The organism is Bartonella gabonensis, from assembly GCF_903679515.1.
Lineage (GTDB): Bacteria > Pseudomonadota > Alphaproteobacteria > Rhizobiales > Rhizobiaceae > Bartonella > Bartonella gabonensis.
On sequence record NZ_CAHOYM010000005.1, the window covers coordinates 16,645 to 31,875 of the forward strand.

A 15,231-nucleotide genomic window follows, 5' to 3' on the forward strand; every position below is an offset into this window, starting at 1 on the left:
TTACAGCGATTACATGTCTTGCAATAAAGAATTGAGTTTTCCCTCAGCTTCTAAAGCATAAAGATCATCACAACCGCCAACGTGATAATCACCGATAAAAATTTGTGGAAATGTATTACGTCCATTCGCACGCTGTACCATTTCTTGACGAAGGGATGTGGAAGCATCAATATCTGTATATTTTACGCCTTTTTTGTCCAGCAAATCACGTGCTTTTGTGCAATAAGGACAATTAGGGCGTGTATAAATAATTATCTCTTTCATAAGTATTATCCTCCAAGTATTTTTTTATAATATCTACTTTAAGTTCCTATTGAGAAGAAGGAAAAATAGAATCTTCTTTAAGGACACGCGAAAATGTTAGCACATCAACCTGTCGTGCGCCTGCATATTTTAATGCAGCAGCTGCTGCTGTGACTGTTGCACCCGTTGTAAATACATCATCAATCAGTAAAACAGAACATCCTTTGAGATATTTTTTAACTTTATGCGAAACCTTAAAAGCATTTTTTACGTTAAGTTTTCTCTCTCTCAAAGAAAGACTAACCTGCGGACGCGTATGCCGACAACGAACAAGCCAACTCGGTTTTAAAAGCTTTTTTTGCGATGCTGCAATATAACGCGCAAGCTCAGCAGATTGATTATAACGTCTCTGCCAAAAACGACGAAAATGCAATGGAATAGGAATAATAACATCACATTCATCAATAACCTCACGTCCAGCAAAAATCATCCAATTGGCCATAAAAGATGCCAATTCTATATGATCATCGTATTTTAAGCGCGTCACCAAAGTGCGTGCAAGCCCTTTATGAACAATGACTGAACGAACTCGTGAAAAAGGATAAGAATTGCGAAGCGCTTCACCACTAAGAAAACCATCTCCCATATCACAAACAAAAGGCGTCCCCATAACAGGGCAATAAGGTTTCGTGATAAATTGAAGGTCTCTCCAACATTCAGAGCAAATCGTGCCATAAGTAGAAACATTTTGCTTACATCCAGGACAAATTGGTGGATAAAGCATCGTTTTAAAGCGTTCAATGAATTGACTTAATATATCCCCGCTATTTAAAGCCGCTTCTCGAAAATAAAACATTATAAATTTAGGCTTTTACAAGTTCTCCGTAGAACAAAAGTTCCTTTGTATTTCCTCAATTTATAAATTTCATTCCTTTAAAAACTCTTAACCTCCTATAAACTTATTTTTCTTTCATATTATAAACTTGACAGAGCGCGCACAAATATGAACCTTTTCAAAATATATTCTTTCATAGATCGAAAGTGCTCCACAATATGTCACACCCTCTAATTTTTGATCATAACCGCATTGAACAATTCCGCAAACGCGCCTTCCAAAAAGCAAAAAAAGGATATGACTTCTTACTCTCTCTCATGGCAGAAGATCTCTATAAACGTCTTAGCACTGTTGATCGCCTCTTTACATTAGCCCTCGATTTACACAGCCATACAGATCTTGCCATGAACGCTCTCATGAAATCTGGAAAAGTTTGTTCTATAGAATGTGTTGAGACCGATACGCTTTATCAAAGCCATGACAAAAAATTTCATTTACGTCAGCGAGAAATTCTTGATTTGCCTCAAAATTACTGCGATCTTATCGTTTCACTTCTTTCATTACAATTGACGAACGATACCCCTGGTATTCTAAGCCAGATCAAAAACACCCTTAAACCAGATGGTTTATTTCTGGCTGTTATGACAGGAGCGGGTACACTCAAAGAATTACGTGAATGCCTCCTACAAGCTGAAATTGAAATTTATGGTGGAGCAAGCCCTAGGATCTATCCTTTTGCCGACATTCGTGATGTTGGCGCTCTTCTACAGCGTGTTGGCTTTGCTCTTCCTGTAGCAGACGTTGAAGATATCATGATACGTTATAATACAATGTTTGATCTTATGCACGATCTTAAAGCGATGGGAATGCAAAATGCCCTCATCAATCGCTCACGACGCCCTGTCTCTAAACGCTTTTTTCTCCGTGCTGCTGAAATCTATGCACAAAAATTTAGCGATCCTGATGGACGTATTCGTGCACATTTTTCTTTCATCTGGCTCTCAGGTTGGGCTCCTCACCCCAATCAACAAAAACCCCTACATCCTGGTTCAGCGCAAATATCCCTTAGAGATGTTCTACAATCGAAAAAAACATAGTTTCATAAAACTTATTTTTCAAAAATACTTTTGTCCGTTGTTCGTAATATTTGACTGGTGATCGTTCCAGCTAACATTGAATCACTTACATTTAAGGCTGTACGTCCCATATCAATCAGCGGCTCAATAGAAATAAGTACAGCAACCAAAGAAACAGGAAGCCCCATAATGGGGAGTACTATTAATGCCGCAAAAATAGCGCCTCCACCCACACCAGCAACACCAATAGAACTCAACGTTACAACACCAACAAGCGTAGCAGTCCACATAGGATCAAGAGGATTAATACCCACGGTCGGTGCAATCATGGTCGCAAGCATCGCTGGATAAAGACCGGCACAGCCATTTTGTCCAATTGTTGCCCCAAAAGAAGCCGCAAAACTCGCAATGGATTGCGGTATACCTATCCACTGTGTTTGCGCTTCAATATTCAAAGGAATACTTGCAGCACTTGAACGACTGCTAAAAGCAAATGTCAAAACCGGCAAAACCTTTTTAAAAAAACGGAAGGGATTAATTCCTGATATGCCGAGCAACACACCATGAATTCCAAACATAAGGATAATACCAACATAAGACGCGATAACAAAAACCAATAAATTTAAAATATCTGCAACGTGCGAAGATGCTCCTACTTGCGTCATAAGTGCAAAAATACCATAAGGCGTTAAAGAAATAACAATACGAACTAACCGCATAATCCAAGCTTGTGTCACTTGAATAAATAACAGGGCTTTTTCCCCTTTTTCTAGCTCATCTTTCTTTAAAAGAAGAACCGCAGCTCCTAAAAATGAGGCAAAAATAACAACACTGATGATTGATGTACGCTTAGAACCACTTAACTCAGCAAAGGGGTTCTTAGGAATCAAGGATAAAATCATCTTTGGAATATTCATAACTCCAAGTTGAGAAATACGATCTCCAAGAACAGCAGAAACTTTTTGCCCTTCATAGACCAAACCATTTGCGGTCAAACCAAAGGCATTCACTACCAAAACACCAACCAACGCTGAAAGAGCCGTTGTAAAGAGCAATATGGAAATGGTCATTATACTCATTTTTCCAACAGCATAAACAGAATGCAAATGAGCAACCGCTGAAACGATAGAGATAAAAACCAATGGCATAACAATCATTTGTAGTAACAAGATATAGCCATTCCCAACAATGTTAAACCATTCAACGGATTTCAACAAAGTGGCTTCACCTTCTCCATAAATAACTTGCAAAACACCACCAAAAATCAAGCCAAGGATAAGCCCCAGCATAACACGGAGTGAAAGACTCCATTGCATTCTCTTGCTTTGGGCAATCCATAATAAAAAAATAACAAATAGAAATAAATTGATGAAAAAATTAAATGTCATTGTCTATGCCCAGTCTATATCCACTATATGTTATGATTGATGGTGAATAATATGCATAATTCAAAATCAATGCATAATATTTAAAACTAAGGTATAAAGCTTACAAGGTTTTTAAAAAGTTATTATTTTTTTAATTTATAGATTAAAAGAGAATTTTTTATCTACGAATAACCGTTTAAAGAAAATAAATAAATTTATTCCCCTACTCTTTCAAATTGACGATTTTATAAAATAATTTAAACCTATCTTATTCTATCAATGACCTTATCCCTTTCTTTTGCCTTTGGAATTGAAAAGAGCTTTCTTCAAAAATGATTCATAAAAAAACGAACATTCATAAATTTTCTGAAAAATAAAAACCATAAAGCTCCTCTTGCCAATTTTATGGACAGCACTCTCAAAAACTTTAATCACCCCTTCAAATATAATTATTTTATTGAAAACAACTGTGATTACATCCTTTCTTTGCTTTCAATGAAAACTTTTGGAGAAAGCTTTTTTGTTTTTCGAAATTCTCTTTATAGGCATAAAAATATGCCCTCTCAAAAACAAGAAAATCATTAATGTAAAGGCTTTAAAAATCACAATGCCTATTGAAAATCAATACAACTAATAATGTATAGCATTACTCAAAACAATCTGAAACACAATGCCAACAAAAATTCCATATATCCTGCCGATATAACCAAATTCAGTGATACCAACCGTCATAATAGCCGTATGCAATATCGGTCTATTTATCCAAGATAAGGAGTTAAATCACTCGTGAAACGGACCATAACATCTATTGTTTTATCTTTTCTCTTAACACTTTTGTTTGCTGTATTAATATCACTTGGATATCCGAAAGTGAACGATCTGACTCTGTACGATGGACTTTATCAGTCATACTTCAATAAAAACCATAGAAATCTAGAATATCGCGAAAAAAAGGAAATAGCAAAAGAATATATAAAAATGTTTAAGGGTAAGATGGAACCCGTCACATCTACAGAATAGGATAAGGAATCGTTTTAGAAATATTGAATGGAACAACAAATTGAATTTTCATCATTCGATATTTTAAAGTATGACTAAAGAATACTTATTTTTTGTGGATGCTTTATTATTTTTAGATAAAGAATCCCAGTATGAAAGTCTGCTAAGTAGTCAAATAGGATGCTATTTGATTTATCGTATAATGGTACCAAAAAGGTACAAGCCCCCATGCAATCTTGCTATTAAAACATCAGTTAGGAATCGTACTCTACGTTTTTAAATAATAAAAGAAGTGTTGTGGCTTACCAGCATAACAAACTAAGGTTTTGTATTTTTATTCGAGGTTATTGAATATAAATAATATTTTTTATCCCCCTTCATAAGAGGAATGAGACAAGCAGATAAAAAATGTTTGATAAAAAGCTCAATAGACCAAATCATCTTCAGCACAAAGATACAACATGGAGGATATGGAAATATCGTAATAGTATATAGGTATAAAAGTCACAGTTCCTAAAATATCTTTTTATTATTTCCTTTATGAGAAATGTTAAAAGCAAGGCAATATGCTCTCTAAGGCAAATGAGTCAATAAGCCGTCAAGGTGATATGCATTTTTAAAAAAGTAGACAATATTTTTGCCTTAAATTTAATAGGCACATTCTAAAAATATAGGTTCTACAGACCCATCCCAAATAGAAGAGTAATGAGACAAAAATTTTTCAGCATCTGTTTGCCCCCTTGCCACAATCTCTTCTAAAGGATTAAGGAAATTTGTTTCATCAAAACCATTTGCATCATACTGTTTGCGATTTTTTAAGCCCTTGCGTGCAATAGCAACAGCCTGACGGGCTAATTCTAAAAGAATAGTTTGACGAAAAGGGGTTTTAAACCCTTCTTTTGGAACGCGTTGGCGCATGTCTAAAACTTCTTCAAAACACCAATCTTTGGTCAAAGCCTCTGCCTCGTTAAGCGCTTCTTTATCATAAAGAAGCCCAACCCAAAAAGCCGACAAGGCACAGATACGCTTCCAAGAACCGCAATCAGCGCCTCTCATTTCTAAAAACCTTTTTAAGCGAACTTCGGGAAATAATGTTGATAAATGATTAATCCAATCTCCCATGTTTGGAATTGAATTTGCAACTTTTCCTTTTAATGCTCCTTTCATAAACTGACGAAACGTTATATGTGTACAATCATAATAACGACCATCACGTACAATAAAATACATGGGAACATCAAGGGCCCATTCAACGTAATCAGCAAAACCAAAACGCTCAGAAAATATAAAGGGAAGAACACCTGTTCTCTGATTATCCGTATCACGCCAAATTTCAGAACGCCACGACAAAAAGCCATTTGGGCATCCTTCTGTAAAAGGTGAACTGGCAAATAATGCGGTTGCAATGGACTGTAACTTCATGGATACTTGCATTTTTCGCCGCATATCACTTTCAGATGAAAAATCAAGATTAACCTGAATTGTTGATGTACGATACATCATATTAAGACCATTATGCCCAACTTTCGGCATATAATCAGTCATAATCTGATAACGTGATTTAGGCATTTTCGGCGTTTCAGCTAACGTCCACTTTGGGCTAGCTCCCATCCCCAAAAAACCAATACCCAATGGTTCTGCAATTTTCTTGAGAAGAGCTAAATGCTCCATCAGCTCATGATAAGTATGACCTACTGTTTTTAATGGTGCTCCAGATAATTCAAACTGTCCCCCAGGTTCCAAAGAAATAGCCCCCTGATCAATTGATCCTACGAGCCCAATAATATTTCCTTCATCTAAAATAGGTTTCCATCCTAAAGCGCTTTGCATCCCCTCTAACAACGCTCGGATTCCCCTCTCACCGTCATAAGGAACAGGACGAAAACCATCTCTATAAAACGGAAATTTTTCATGTTCTGTACCAATACACCAATCTTCTTCTACTTTATACCCCCCTTGGAAATAGCTAACCAAGGAATCTAAGTTATAAATTTCACTTTCATCCATTATATCAAGCGCCATAACTTATCGCATCCTATTATTAGTATTATCATCTTAAATGAATTGTTTAAAATGATTTTACAGACATCTCAATCCATTGACCAATCTCCCACGGTAGCATTAAGAAGAGCTAAAGCCGCAACAGCAGCAGTGTCAGCGCGTAAAATGCGTGGACCTAATGATATTGAAACCACAAAAGAATGCTTTTTTAAAAAGCGCCGCTCTTCTTCACTAAATCCACCTTCTGGTCCAATGAGAACACCAGGTGTTGTAACATCACGCTTTTTAAAAGAAGATAATGGATTATGCGATTTATACTCTTCATCACAAAAGAATAAAGGCTGTGTCTCATCCCAACGTGCTAAAAGATCTGCTAATGATAGAGCCGATACGCATTCAGGAAGAGATAAAATGCCACATTGTTCAGAAGCTTCAATAACATTAGCCTCCATACGTGCCATATTGATACGCGTAACCTGTGTATGATGCGTTATAACAGGTTGCAAAATCGATACTCCCATTTCAACAGCCTTCTGCACCATATAATCTAAACGCGCATTTTTGAGTGGAGCAAAACAATAAATGAGATATGAAGGCTTCGTTTGCAATCTTTCTTGATGAATAAGCCGAACCACAACAAATTTTTTTCCAACGGTAATAAGCCTAGCAAGCCATTCACCATCCTGTCCATTAAAAAGTAAAATTTCTGCTCCTACTTGCATCCGCAAAACACGCACAAGATAAGAAGCTTGTGCTCCCTCTATTTTTATTTCTTTATTCCAAGCAAGTGGCTGCTGAATAAATAATCTTTTAAGTTTATAATTTATGCGCATAACAAAATCGTGCTAAAATTCACTGTGATCCTCAAAAAATGGAAGAAAAATATATAACAAAAAGAAAAAATTATATCTATAGAGCTCTCATATATAAAGAATTATAGGTTTTTTTTAATTTTATGAGATAATAATTGGAACCAATGGAATTTTAAGTGATTCTGCTTATCATAAAATTTTATGATAATTCACCATTGCATTCAGTTTTTGATTGCATGATTGGAGGAAAAATATGTCTGCTAAAAAAGCTGCAATTATTACTATTACTACTTTCTTAGTCTTTATTCTGGTCGCTGTCGGGATTGGCTCGGTTGAAGCAGATGGAAAGTACACAATCTCCACAGATGGTTATGGTATTTCTTCTAAGATTCAATAAGTACTCATCAATTTATTTTTTAAAGTTTCATAATAACTTATTATTTTTAAGAAATTCTATAAAATTCTTAACCAATGCTCATAATGAAGAATGACGATTAGTTTGCATCATCATCTTGTTTAACCCAGAAATTACCACGATTCTGTCCTTTGGAGTTGAGAGAAAAGGTAAGAGGCTGCATCAAACTATTAGCAAGGCATTGAACGTCTCTACATAGGGTTTCTGAGCTGTTATTTTTTTGCAGTTTTGCCTGTAATGTGAGCTTATCTTGCCAATCTTGCATAATAGCAGATGCAATTGTTCCCCACATGGATAAACTCCAATCTTCTGTACGCATTAATGATTCTGTTATCTTTGTCGTACCATCTGAAAAACTTGTTTGAATATTCCAACGCTCAAAAGCTGTTGAAAGGGTATTATCATTCATTAAAAAAAATTGTTCATTTTTTGCAAGCCTTCTCTGTAAATCATTCAAATCATATCCTAATAGGCGGCCAGAAGACATACTCAGTGCTAATTCACCCCGCATTTTCGCAAAAATTCCTGACCAAGAATTGGCAAGCGTTCGTAATATCATGGTAAAATTCGCTCTGCTCTGTAAAAACGGGGTAATTCCCAAAACCTCTAAAACAATCTGCATATCAATAGCAGTTCCTGAGGCACGCCCTTCAAGCCACAACTTCTGACCAGCTGGTGTAATTTCAATATTGCTTTGAAGTGATCCACCCAAAATATTTGCATGTCCAAGATCAAAAATGCAATGGCCATTTCTGATTTGTATCGCAACAGCTAAATTTGTAAGTGTAATATTGCTTAATTTTGCTTGTGGTGCAGAAAGCCGTATATCTACCCCAATATGGTTAAAAATTTCCGTCTGAAAGAATGGATTTTTTTCTTTAACTGAAAAAAATACTGGTCTAAAGAAACTAAAATCTAGATTATCAAATGCTAAAGAGCCTATGACATTTGGTACATGATCTTGAAAATCAAGTTCCAAAGCCCCACGTGCATTGGTTTTTCCCATCGTAAATGTAACATTGTTCATTTGGATATGCATTGGGCGCGCTAAAAAATGAGATTCCCATACAATGGGTATTTTAAATTTATGTCCCCAAAACTGCTTCCCTGCAACCCAAGACAAAGTCTGATTCCATCCCGGAGAACGCATCGACACCTTTCCATCAAAAATATAATATTCAGATAATCGAGCCTGTCCTGTAAAAGTTATTCCTCCACGTACAGAATTGAGACTTGCCTTAATCTGACTTTTTCCTCCTGCCAGAAGCAACAATGCTTGAGAAGCATCAATTGATAATTTTGTAAATTCTCCGCGCCAACGAGCATCTGCACGCAACCGTACTTCCTCTGTCGATTCTGGCCAATCGAAAGTTGCATTTAATCCTGTTATTTTTTCCGCTACTCCTGAAAAGCTATCTTGGTACACAAGAGCACCATTTTCAATAACAACCCGCCCAAAAGGTTGTTTTAAAAGGTGATCTATCTCTGGATTCTCAGGGTTATGTTGTAATATTTCACGCGCCTCGCGTATGGCTAATCCTAAGGCACCTTGTGAGCGAGAAAATCGATCAAAAAAATCTGCCATTGTTTTAACGGGTTTTTCCATAACAAATTGAGGATGCACAATCCGCGTTTCTGAAAAAGAAACACGCCCCCGAAAAAGATCGACAACAGAAAGATCAACTTCTATGGATTCAGCTTCCATTAATGGCGCAACACCATCCATTCTTGAGGCTAAAGTAACACCGGAAAGCAACGCTTTAGGATAAGGAAAAAGATTTAACCGCGGTGGATCACGCAATTGCACATTATAACCTGTCCATGCACTCAACTCTTGCGCTAAACGAATACGAATCATATCCGTAGAAACAAGATAAGGTAAAACGAGAATCCCCACCCCAAATAAAAAGATAATTGCAATAAAAATTCCGCTCAAAAATTTTATTATTCTGATGCGCACAATATCCCTCTATACGTATTCCCCTATATAGATTAAAAACAAACTTAAATAGTTGTTAAAAGACTTCTTATAACCCTATAATTCACCATATCTATTTTGTATTTTTATTATTTTATCCTTTATCCAAAGTTTATTTGAACAGCAATATTGCTGCTTTTTTATAAAGCAATTATTTAAAAGTCTTCTAAAACTATAAATCCACAACATTATCAAACAATTCTCACTGTTCCCCTATGAATATTACTATAAAACTCTATCGTATTATTAGAAAATGCTTTACAAAAAAACAAACAGTCTTACCGAAAGGATCTCTCTTATGAATAATATTATTGACGGAAAAAAACTTGCTGAAGAGATTATTATGAAAGTTAAGGCTGAAACAGCAAAACTCCGCAATAACTATAATATACAACCTAGTATCGCTGTTATTATCGTGGGAGACGATCCCGCAAGTCAAGTATATGTCGCCTCAAAAAATAAAAAAGCTGAAGAATGTGGATTTCTTTCAATCAAACATATCGTTTCCAAAGAAACGCAAGAAAAAGAGCTCCTTCAACTTATTGCAACATTAAATTCTGATCCCAAAATTCATGGTATTTTGGTACAGCTGCCTCTTCCTGCCCATATCAATACAAACCGCATAACACAAGCCGTTGCTTTCCAAAAAGATGTTGATGGTTTCCATTATGTCAATGTAGGAAAACTGGCAGCCAATGCACTTGAAGATGCTATTATTCCCTGCACACCAGCTGGTGCTATGATGATGATTGAACAATACTGTGGGCAAGATTTATCTGGACTTGATGCTGTTGTTGTTGGACGCTCTAATATTGTTGGAAAACCTATGGCTGCCCTTTTAACAGCTGCCAATGCTACTGTGACAATTGCCCATAGTCGTACCCGTGACCTTGCTGATGTATGTCGGAGTGCCGACATTCTCGTTGCTGCTGTAGGCCGCCCACAAATGATTAAAAAAGAGTGGGTGAAAAATGGCGCAATTATTATTGATGTTGGTATTAACCGCATTGGCTCATCAGAAAAAGGTGTAGGAAAAACGCGTCTTGTTGGGGACGTCGATTTTGAAAACGTAAAAGAAAAAGCTGCTGCAATTACCCCTGTTCCAGGAGGCGTTGGACCAATGACAATTGCCATGCTCATGGTTAATACACTCAAAGCTGCCGCCCGATTACACAATCTTCCTATACCAAAATTCTAAGAATTTTTACAATCACTGTAGATGATTTTATTGCACATGGTTTACCTTGTTTCTTTTTGCATTTCTCATCTCATAAAAACAGATGCCCCTTGATCTGCTCGATTAACCGATTGACGAAAAACACGAAAGAGTTCGCGTCCAACACCTTGTTCGTTTTTTGAAAGATCAGGAGGAGTAATTGTTCGCGCGGTAAATTTTGCTAAATCCTCTAAAAGAGTTAATTTACCCCCATGAATATCAAGGAAAACAATGTCACCATCTTGCAAACGCGCAATGGGACCATTATCCAAAGCTTCTGGTGCCAGATAAATGGCAGCAGGAACTTTTCCTGATGCTCCGGACATACGGCCATCCGTTATCAATGCTATCCTTTGACCGCGATCTTGTAAGGTGCCTAAAATGGTGGTTAATTTATGAAGCTCTGGCATACCATTGGCTTTGGGCCCTTGGTAGCGAATAACAGCGATAAAATCTTTATCATACAACGCTCCAGATCGAAAAGATTTTTGGAGATCCTCTTGATCATTAAAGACAAGGACTGGTGCTTTAATCTGCCAATATTCTGGTTTAACAGATGAAACTTTTATAATAGCTGTTCCCAAATCTCCTGATAAAACACGAAGACCACCGTCAAGCTGAAATGGTTTTTTCCACCCTGCTAACACCTTATGATCACCACTTTCCTTGAGAGCCGGTTCACGCACCACACAGCCATCAGCAGAACGCTTTGCTTCACTTGCATAAGCATTGAGATCGTTACCAAAAACCGTAGAAACATCATCATGTACTAAACCGGCCTCAATAAGCTCGCAAATAATAAATCCTATCCCCCCTGCTGCATAAAAATGATTGATATCAGCCAAACCATTAGGATAAATTCGCGCTAAAAGAGGCACAAAAGATGAAATTTCTGCAATATCATGCCATGTCAATTGAATACCGCAAGCCGCAGCTATAGCTATCAAATGAATCGTATGATTGGTAGAACCTCCTGTTGCATTTAATCTTACAATGACATTCACAAAAGAACGCTCATCAATAATCATACCAAGTAGTCTATAATGATCACCGAGATCAGTCATTTCAAGTACACGCTTTGTAGCTTCTTTTGTTAGAGCATCACGCAACGGTGTATTCGCATTGACAAAAGAAGCTTCCGGTATTTGCAGGCCCATCATCTCCAGTATCACCTGATTTGAGTTAGCTGTCCCATAAAATGTACATGTCCCTGGTCCATGATAAGAACGGGCTTCTGATTCCAGCAATGCTTGGCGATCTATTTTATTTTCTGCGTAAAGTTGACGTATTTTTGCTTTTTCATCATTACCTTGACCCGTTGTCATAGGAACAGCGGGTATAAAAATTCCTGGTAAGTGTCCAAATGTTAGTGCACCAATCAATAAACCGGGAACGATTTTATCACACACTCCAAGATACAATGCTGCGTCAAAGATATCGTGTGATAAGCTTATAGCTGTCGCCATTGCAATCATTTCACGCGAAAAAAGGGAAAGCTCCATCCCCGCATTCCCCTGCGTAACACCATCGCACATCGCCGGAACACCCCCTGCTACCTGTGCAACACCACCAACCATACGGGCTGCTTCTTTAATTAAGTTAGGAAATTTTTCAAAAGGTTGATGGCTTAAAGTATATCGTTATAGGCCGTTATAATGCCAATACTTCCAACGATATTTCCTTTCAAACGCTCTTTATCTATTACATCACAAGCAGCAAAAACATGCGCCTGATTAGCACATCCCAAAAAACTTCGTTTAGGGCGATGAGCCTGTGCTTTTGCAATACGATCTAAATAAATTTCTCGTGTTGATCGAGAACGTTCATAAATCCTTCGTATAACTGTGGCAATTGTCTTGGAAAGTGCCATATTTTCCCCCTTCCATTGTTACTCCTCCTCATTTATGAAAGAGAGATTGCGTTTCTATTCCGCTTGTCTCTCATATTCTGATTCACTTATTTCATTTTCTGCAGGCGACCAATAAACCTGCACAAGATGAGGAGAATTACGCAAAATTGCCCGAACTGGCATTTCTATTTCAGATCCATCTTGACAAGCTTCTTCAAAACAATCGCGTTTCTGAAAACCTTCGAAATGGAGAATAATACAACGAGATTGCATAATAACTGGCAAAGTTAGTGAGAGTCTTGGCTCAACAGCACTTTTGGCATGAAGTGGTAAAACAAGTGCTTGTGTGCGAAGATCAAGGGCTTGCTTTAAACGATCAGCATCAGGAAAAAAGGAAGCCGTATGTCCATCAATCCCCATTCCTAAAATAACAACATCAAAGGGTTTAGGCAAAGTATTAACACGACTTGCTGCCGAAAAAGCAGCAAGTTCAGCAGTAATTGCTTTATGATAAAGCCCTACAAAACGCGCTTTTTCGGCAAAGTTTTGTAACAAATGACACCGTACCATATGTTCATTTGAACGTTCATCGTGTATAGGGACAAAACGTTCATCGACCAAAGTGATGATAATATTTTGCCAGTCAATATCAGCCTTTGATAAATAATGAAAAAACAATTCTGGTGTTTTACCACCGGATACCGCTAAAATCGCGCGCTTGCGTTCCAGAACAGCTATACTAAGCTCTGCTGCAACACGGTCAGCCAACGCTAAAGCAAGAGTCGTAGGTGTTTCAAAATTTAAACGGTCAATATTCATTCTATGCATACTTATTGCTCTAAACTAAACTTATTGCTCTAAACTCAATTGTTCCATATACGTCCATCATGTTTAATTAAAATCGTCGAAGCAGATGGTCCCCATGTTCCCGCATTATATTCATACATAGGCTGCTTTATTGCTTGCCACCCCTCAAGAATAGGATCAATCCAACTCCAAGCTGCTTCAACTTCGTCACGACGCATAAAGAGTGTTTGATCTCCGCGAATAACATCCATTAATAAACGTTCATAAGCATCAGGATTACGCTGAGAAAATGCAGATGCAAAACTCATATCCAAGGGGAGATGACGAAATCGCATACCACCAGGACCTGGATCTTTAATCATCAACCATTGTTTGACGCCTTCATCAGGCTGGAGACGAATAACAAGCCGATTAGAAAAAATCTCATCCGAATCTACATTAAAAATATTATGAGGAATGGGTTTGAAAACAACCACAATTTCAGACATTCGCGTGGGCATGCGCTTACCCGTTCGTAAATAAAAAGGCGTATCTGCCCAACGCCAATTATTAATCTTAACCTTCAATGCTACAAATGTTTCGCTCCAACTTACCTTTTTTCCAAGATCATCAAGATAAGAATCTACAGAAACACCATTCAATGTACCAGCAACATACTGCCCACGTACAGTATATTGTTCTACATTCTGAACATCAAGAGGTGTTAAAGAATGTAAAACTTTAAGTTTTTCATCCCGCACAGCATTGGCTCTATTTGTAAATGGTATTTCCATCGCAACCAAACAAAGCAATTGCAGCATATGGTTTTGCACCATATCGCGTAGCGCCCCTGTACTCTCATAATATTCTGCACGCCCTTCCAAACCTAAAGATTCAGCAACCGTTATCTGAACATGATCAATATAGTTGGAATTCCATAACGGCTCATAAAGTGTATTCACAAAACGTAAGGCCATCAAATTTTGAACCGTTTCTTTGCCAAGATAATGATCAATGCGAAAGATTTGATCTTCATGAAATACTTTAGCAAATATGTCATTGAGTTCAGTCGCTGTTTTGACATCACGGCCAACAGGTTTTTCAATGATAATGCGTGTTTGCTGTGTGATAAAATCATTTTGCCCTAATCTCATCGCAATATCAGCAAAAAGTGGTGAACCAACCGCTAAATAAAAAGCGCGAATTTTTGCTGAATCTTGTGACAACACCTCTGCAAGATCGTACCAGCCTTGATGTGAGGTAATATCAACAGAAACGTAAGTTAAACGTGCAAGAAAACAATTAAGTTCAGTTGAATTGAGATAGTCCTTATGAATATGTTTTTCTAAAGACGCACGAACAAAATTTTGATATTCTTCATTACTCCATGCAGAACGCGCAACCCCAATAATACGCGTTGGCTCACTAAATTGCCTAACCCTCTGACAATGATAGAGAGCAGGTATAAGTTTGCGTGCTGCTAAGTCACCATTACCACCAAAAACAATACAATCAAAGGGAGGAACTGGAATAATTTTACTTACCATGAACTTATTATTTTTCTATTCGATTATGCAATCCCATATTACTTATAAAAGCTTTTATCATTAAAGCAGACAGAACCTAAATAAGCCATTAATTTTCTACATTTCAA

11 protein-coding genes and 1 pseudogene are annotated in these 15,231 nt (G+C 37.3%); 3 read left to right on the forward strand and 9 right to left on the reverse strand.

Annotated elements, in window-relative coordinates; all coding sequences use genetic code 11:
- Window positions 1-9 precede the first annotated feature (9 nt).
- Together grxC and HWX04_RS02120 are read right to left on the reverse strand one after the other, a co-directional pair.
- Window positions 10-264 carry a glutaredoxin 3 gene (gene grxC / locus HWX04_RS02115; protein ID WP_175868593.1) on the reverse strand — a complete coding sequence of 85 codons (255 nt, stop codon included), beginning with the start codon at window positions 262-264 and terminating at the stop codon, window positions 10-12.
- A 46-nt stretch (window positions 265-310) separates the two neighbouring features.
- Window positions 311-1,099, reverse strand: coding sequence for a ComF family protein (locus tag HWX04_RS02120; protein WP_175868594.1), 789 nt, complete (start codon window positions 1,097-1,099; stop codon window positions 311-313).
- 197 nt (window positions 1,100-1,296) lie between these two features.
- On the opposite strand from HWX04_RS02120, the gene HWX04_RS02125 reads away from it, so the two are divergent.
- Window positions 1,297-2,175 (forward strand): methyltransferase domain-containing protein, encoded by an 879-nt coding sequence (locus HWX04_RS02125; protein ID WP_175868595.1) that lies wholly within the window; start codon window positions 1,297-1,299, stop codon window positions 2,173-2,175.
- Between the two features lie 11 nt (window positions 2,176-2,186).
- Here the strand turns inward: HWX04_RS02125 and HWX04_RS02130 are convergent, their stop codons facing one another.
- The 3 genes from HWX04_RS02130 to HWX04_RS02140 all read right to left on the reverse strand — a co-directional run bounded on the left by HWX04_RS02130 (window position 2,187) and on the right by HWX04_RS02140 (window position 7,354).
- Window positions 2,187-3,542, reverse strand: a complete 1,356-nt coding sequence (locus HWX04_RS02130; RefSeq protein WP_175868596.1) for an L-cystine transporter — start codon at window positions 3,540-3,542, stop codon at window positions 2,187-2,189.
- 1,626 nt (window positions 3,543-5,168) lie between these two features.
- On the reverse strand, window positions 5,169-6,542 hold the full coding sequence (locus HWX04_RS02135; protein WP_175868597.1) for a glutamate--cysteine ligase: 1,374 nt from the start codon (window positions 6,540-6,542) through the stop codon (window positions 5,169-5,171).
- Between the two features lie 68 nt (window positions 6,543-6,610).
- Complete coding sequence (locus HWX04_RS02140) at window positions 6,611-7,354, reverse strand: 16S rRNA (uracil(1498)-N(3))-methyltransferase (protein ID WP_175868598.1); 744 nt, start codon at window positions 7,352-7,354, stop codon at window positions 6,611-6,613.
- Window positions 7,355-7,586: 232 nt separating this feature from the next.
- Between HWX04_RS02140 and HWX04_RS02145 the strand changes: the two genes are divergently transcribed.
- Window positions 7,587-7,730 (forward strand): hypothetical protein, encoded by a 144-nt coding sequence (locus HWX04_RS02145; RefSeq protein ID WP_175868599.1) that lies wholly within the window; start codon window positions 7,587-7,589, stop codon window positions 7,728-7,730.
- A 97-nt stretch (window positions 7,731-7,827) separates the two neighbouring features.
- Here the strand turns inward: HWX04_RS02145 and HWX04_RS02150 are convergent, their stop codons facing one another.
- Complete coding sequence (locus HWX04_RS02150; protein WP_175868600.1) at window positions 7,828-9,708, reverse strand: AsmA family protein; 1,881 nt, start codon at window positions 9,706-9,708, stop codon at window positions 7,828-7,830.
- A gap of 316 nt (window positions 9,709-10,024) precedes the next feature.
- Between HWX04_RS02150 and folD the strand changes: the two genes are divergently transcribed.
- Window positions 10,025-10,924: a bifunctional methylenetetrahydrofolate dehydrogenase/methenyltetrahydrofolate cyclohydrolase FolD gene (gene folD / locus HWX04_RS02155; RefSeq protein WP_175868601.1), complete on the forward strand. Its 900-nt coding sequence runs from the start codon at window positions 10,025-10,027 to the stop codon at window positions 10,922-10,924.
- Between the two features lie 65 nt (window positions 10,925-10,989).
- Here folD and edd read toward each other — a convergent pair.
- From edd to zwf, 3 genes and pseudogenes are all read right to left on the reverse strand, one after another.
- Window positions 10,990-12,812: pseudogene (gene edd, locus HWX04_RS02160) on the reverse strand (phosphogluconate dehydratase).
- 54 nt (window positions 12,813-12,866) lie between these two features.
- A complete protein-coding gene (gene pgl, locus HWX04_RS02165) occupies window positions 12,867-13,619 on the reverse strand; it encodes a 6-phosphogluconolactonase (RefSeq protein WP_175868602.1) in 753 nt (250 codons plus the stop codon).
- 35 nt (window positions 13,620-13,654) lie between these two features.
- On the reverse strand, window positions 13,655-15,124 hold the full coding sequence (zwf, locus tag HWX04_RS02170; RefSeq protein ID WP_175868603.1) for a glucose-6-phosphate dehydrogenase: 1,470 nt from the start codon (window positions 15,122-15,124) through the stop codon (window positions 13,655-13,657).
- Between the last annotated feature and the right edge of the window lie 107 nt (window positions 15,125-15,231).

What these genes read in the sequence shown, in the direction of transcription:
- HWX04_RS02145 (WP_175868599.1), top strand. Translation starts at nt 7,587, where the DNA reads ATGTCTGCTAAAAAAGCTGCAATTATTACTATTACTACTTTCTTAGTC.
- grxC (WP_175868593.1), bottom strand. Translation starts at nt 264, where the DNA reads ATGAAAGAGATAATTATTTATACACGCCCTAATTGTCCTTATTGCACA.
- HWX04_RS02125 (WP_175868595.1), top strand. Translation starts at nt 1,297, where the DNA reads ATGTCACACCCTCTAATTTTTGATCATAACCGCATTGAACAATTCCGC.
- HWX04_RS02135 (WP_175868597.1), bottom strand. Translation starts at nt 6,542, where the DNA reads ATGGCGCTTGATATAATGGATGAAAGTGAAATTTATAACTTAGATTCC.
- HWX04_RS02140 (WP_175868598.1), bottom strand. Translation starts at nt 7,354, where the DNA reads ATGCGCATAAATTATAAACTTAAAAGATTATTTATTCAGCAGCCACTT.
- HWX04_RS02120 (WP_175868594.1), bottom strand. Translation starts at nt 1,099, where the DNA reads ATGTTTTATTTTCGAGAAGCGGCTTTAAATAGCGGGGATATATTAAGT.
- pgl (WP_175868602.1), bottom strand. Translation starts at nt 13,619, where the DNA reads ATGCATAGAATGAATATTGACCGTTTAAATTTTGAAACACCTACGACT.
- zwf (WP_175868603.1), bottom strand. Translation starts at nt 15,124, where the DNA reads ATGGTAAGTAAAATTATTCCAGTTCCTCCCTTTGATTGTATTGTTTTT.
- folD (WP_175868601.1), top strand. Translation starts at nt 10,025, where the DNA reads ATGAATAATATTATTGACGGAAAAAAACTTGCTGAAGAGATTATTATG.
- HWX04_RS02130 (WP_175868596.1), bottom strand. Translation starts at nt 3,542, where the DNA reads ATGACATTTAATTTTTTCATCAATTTATTTCTATTTGTTATTTTTTTA.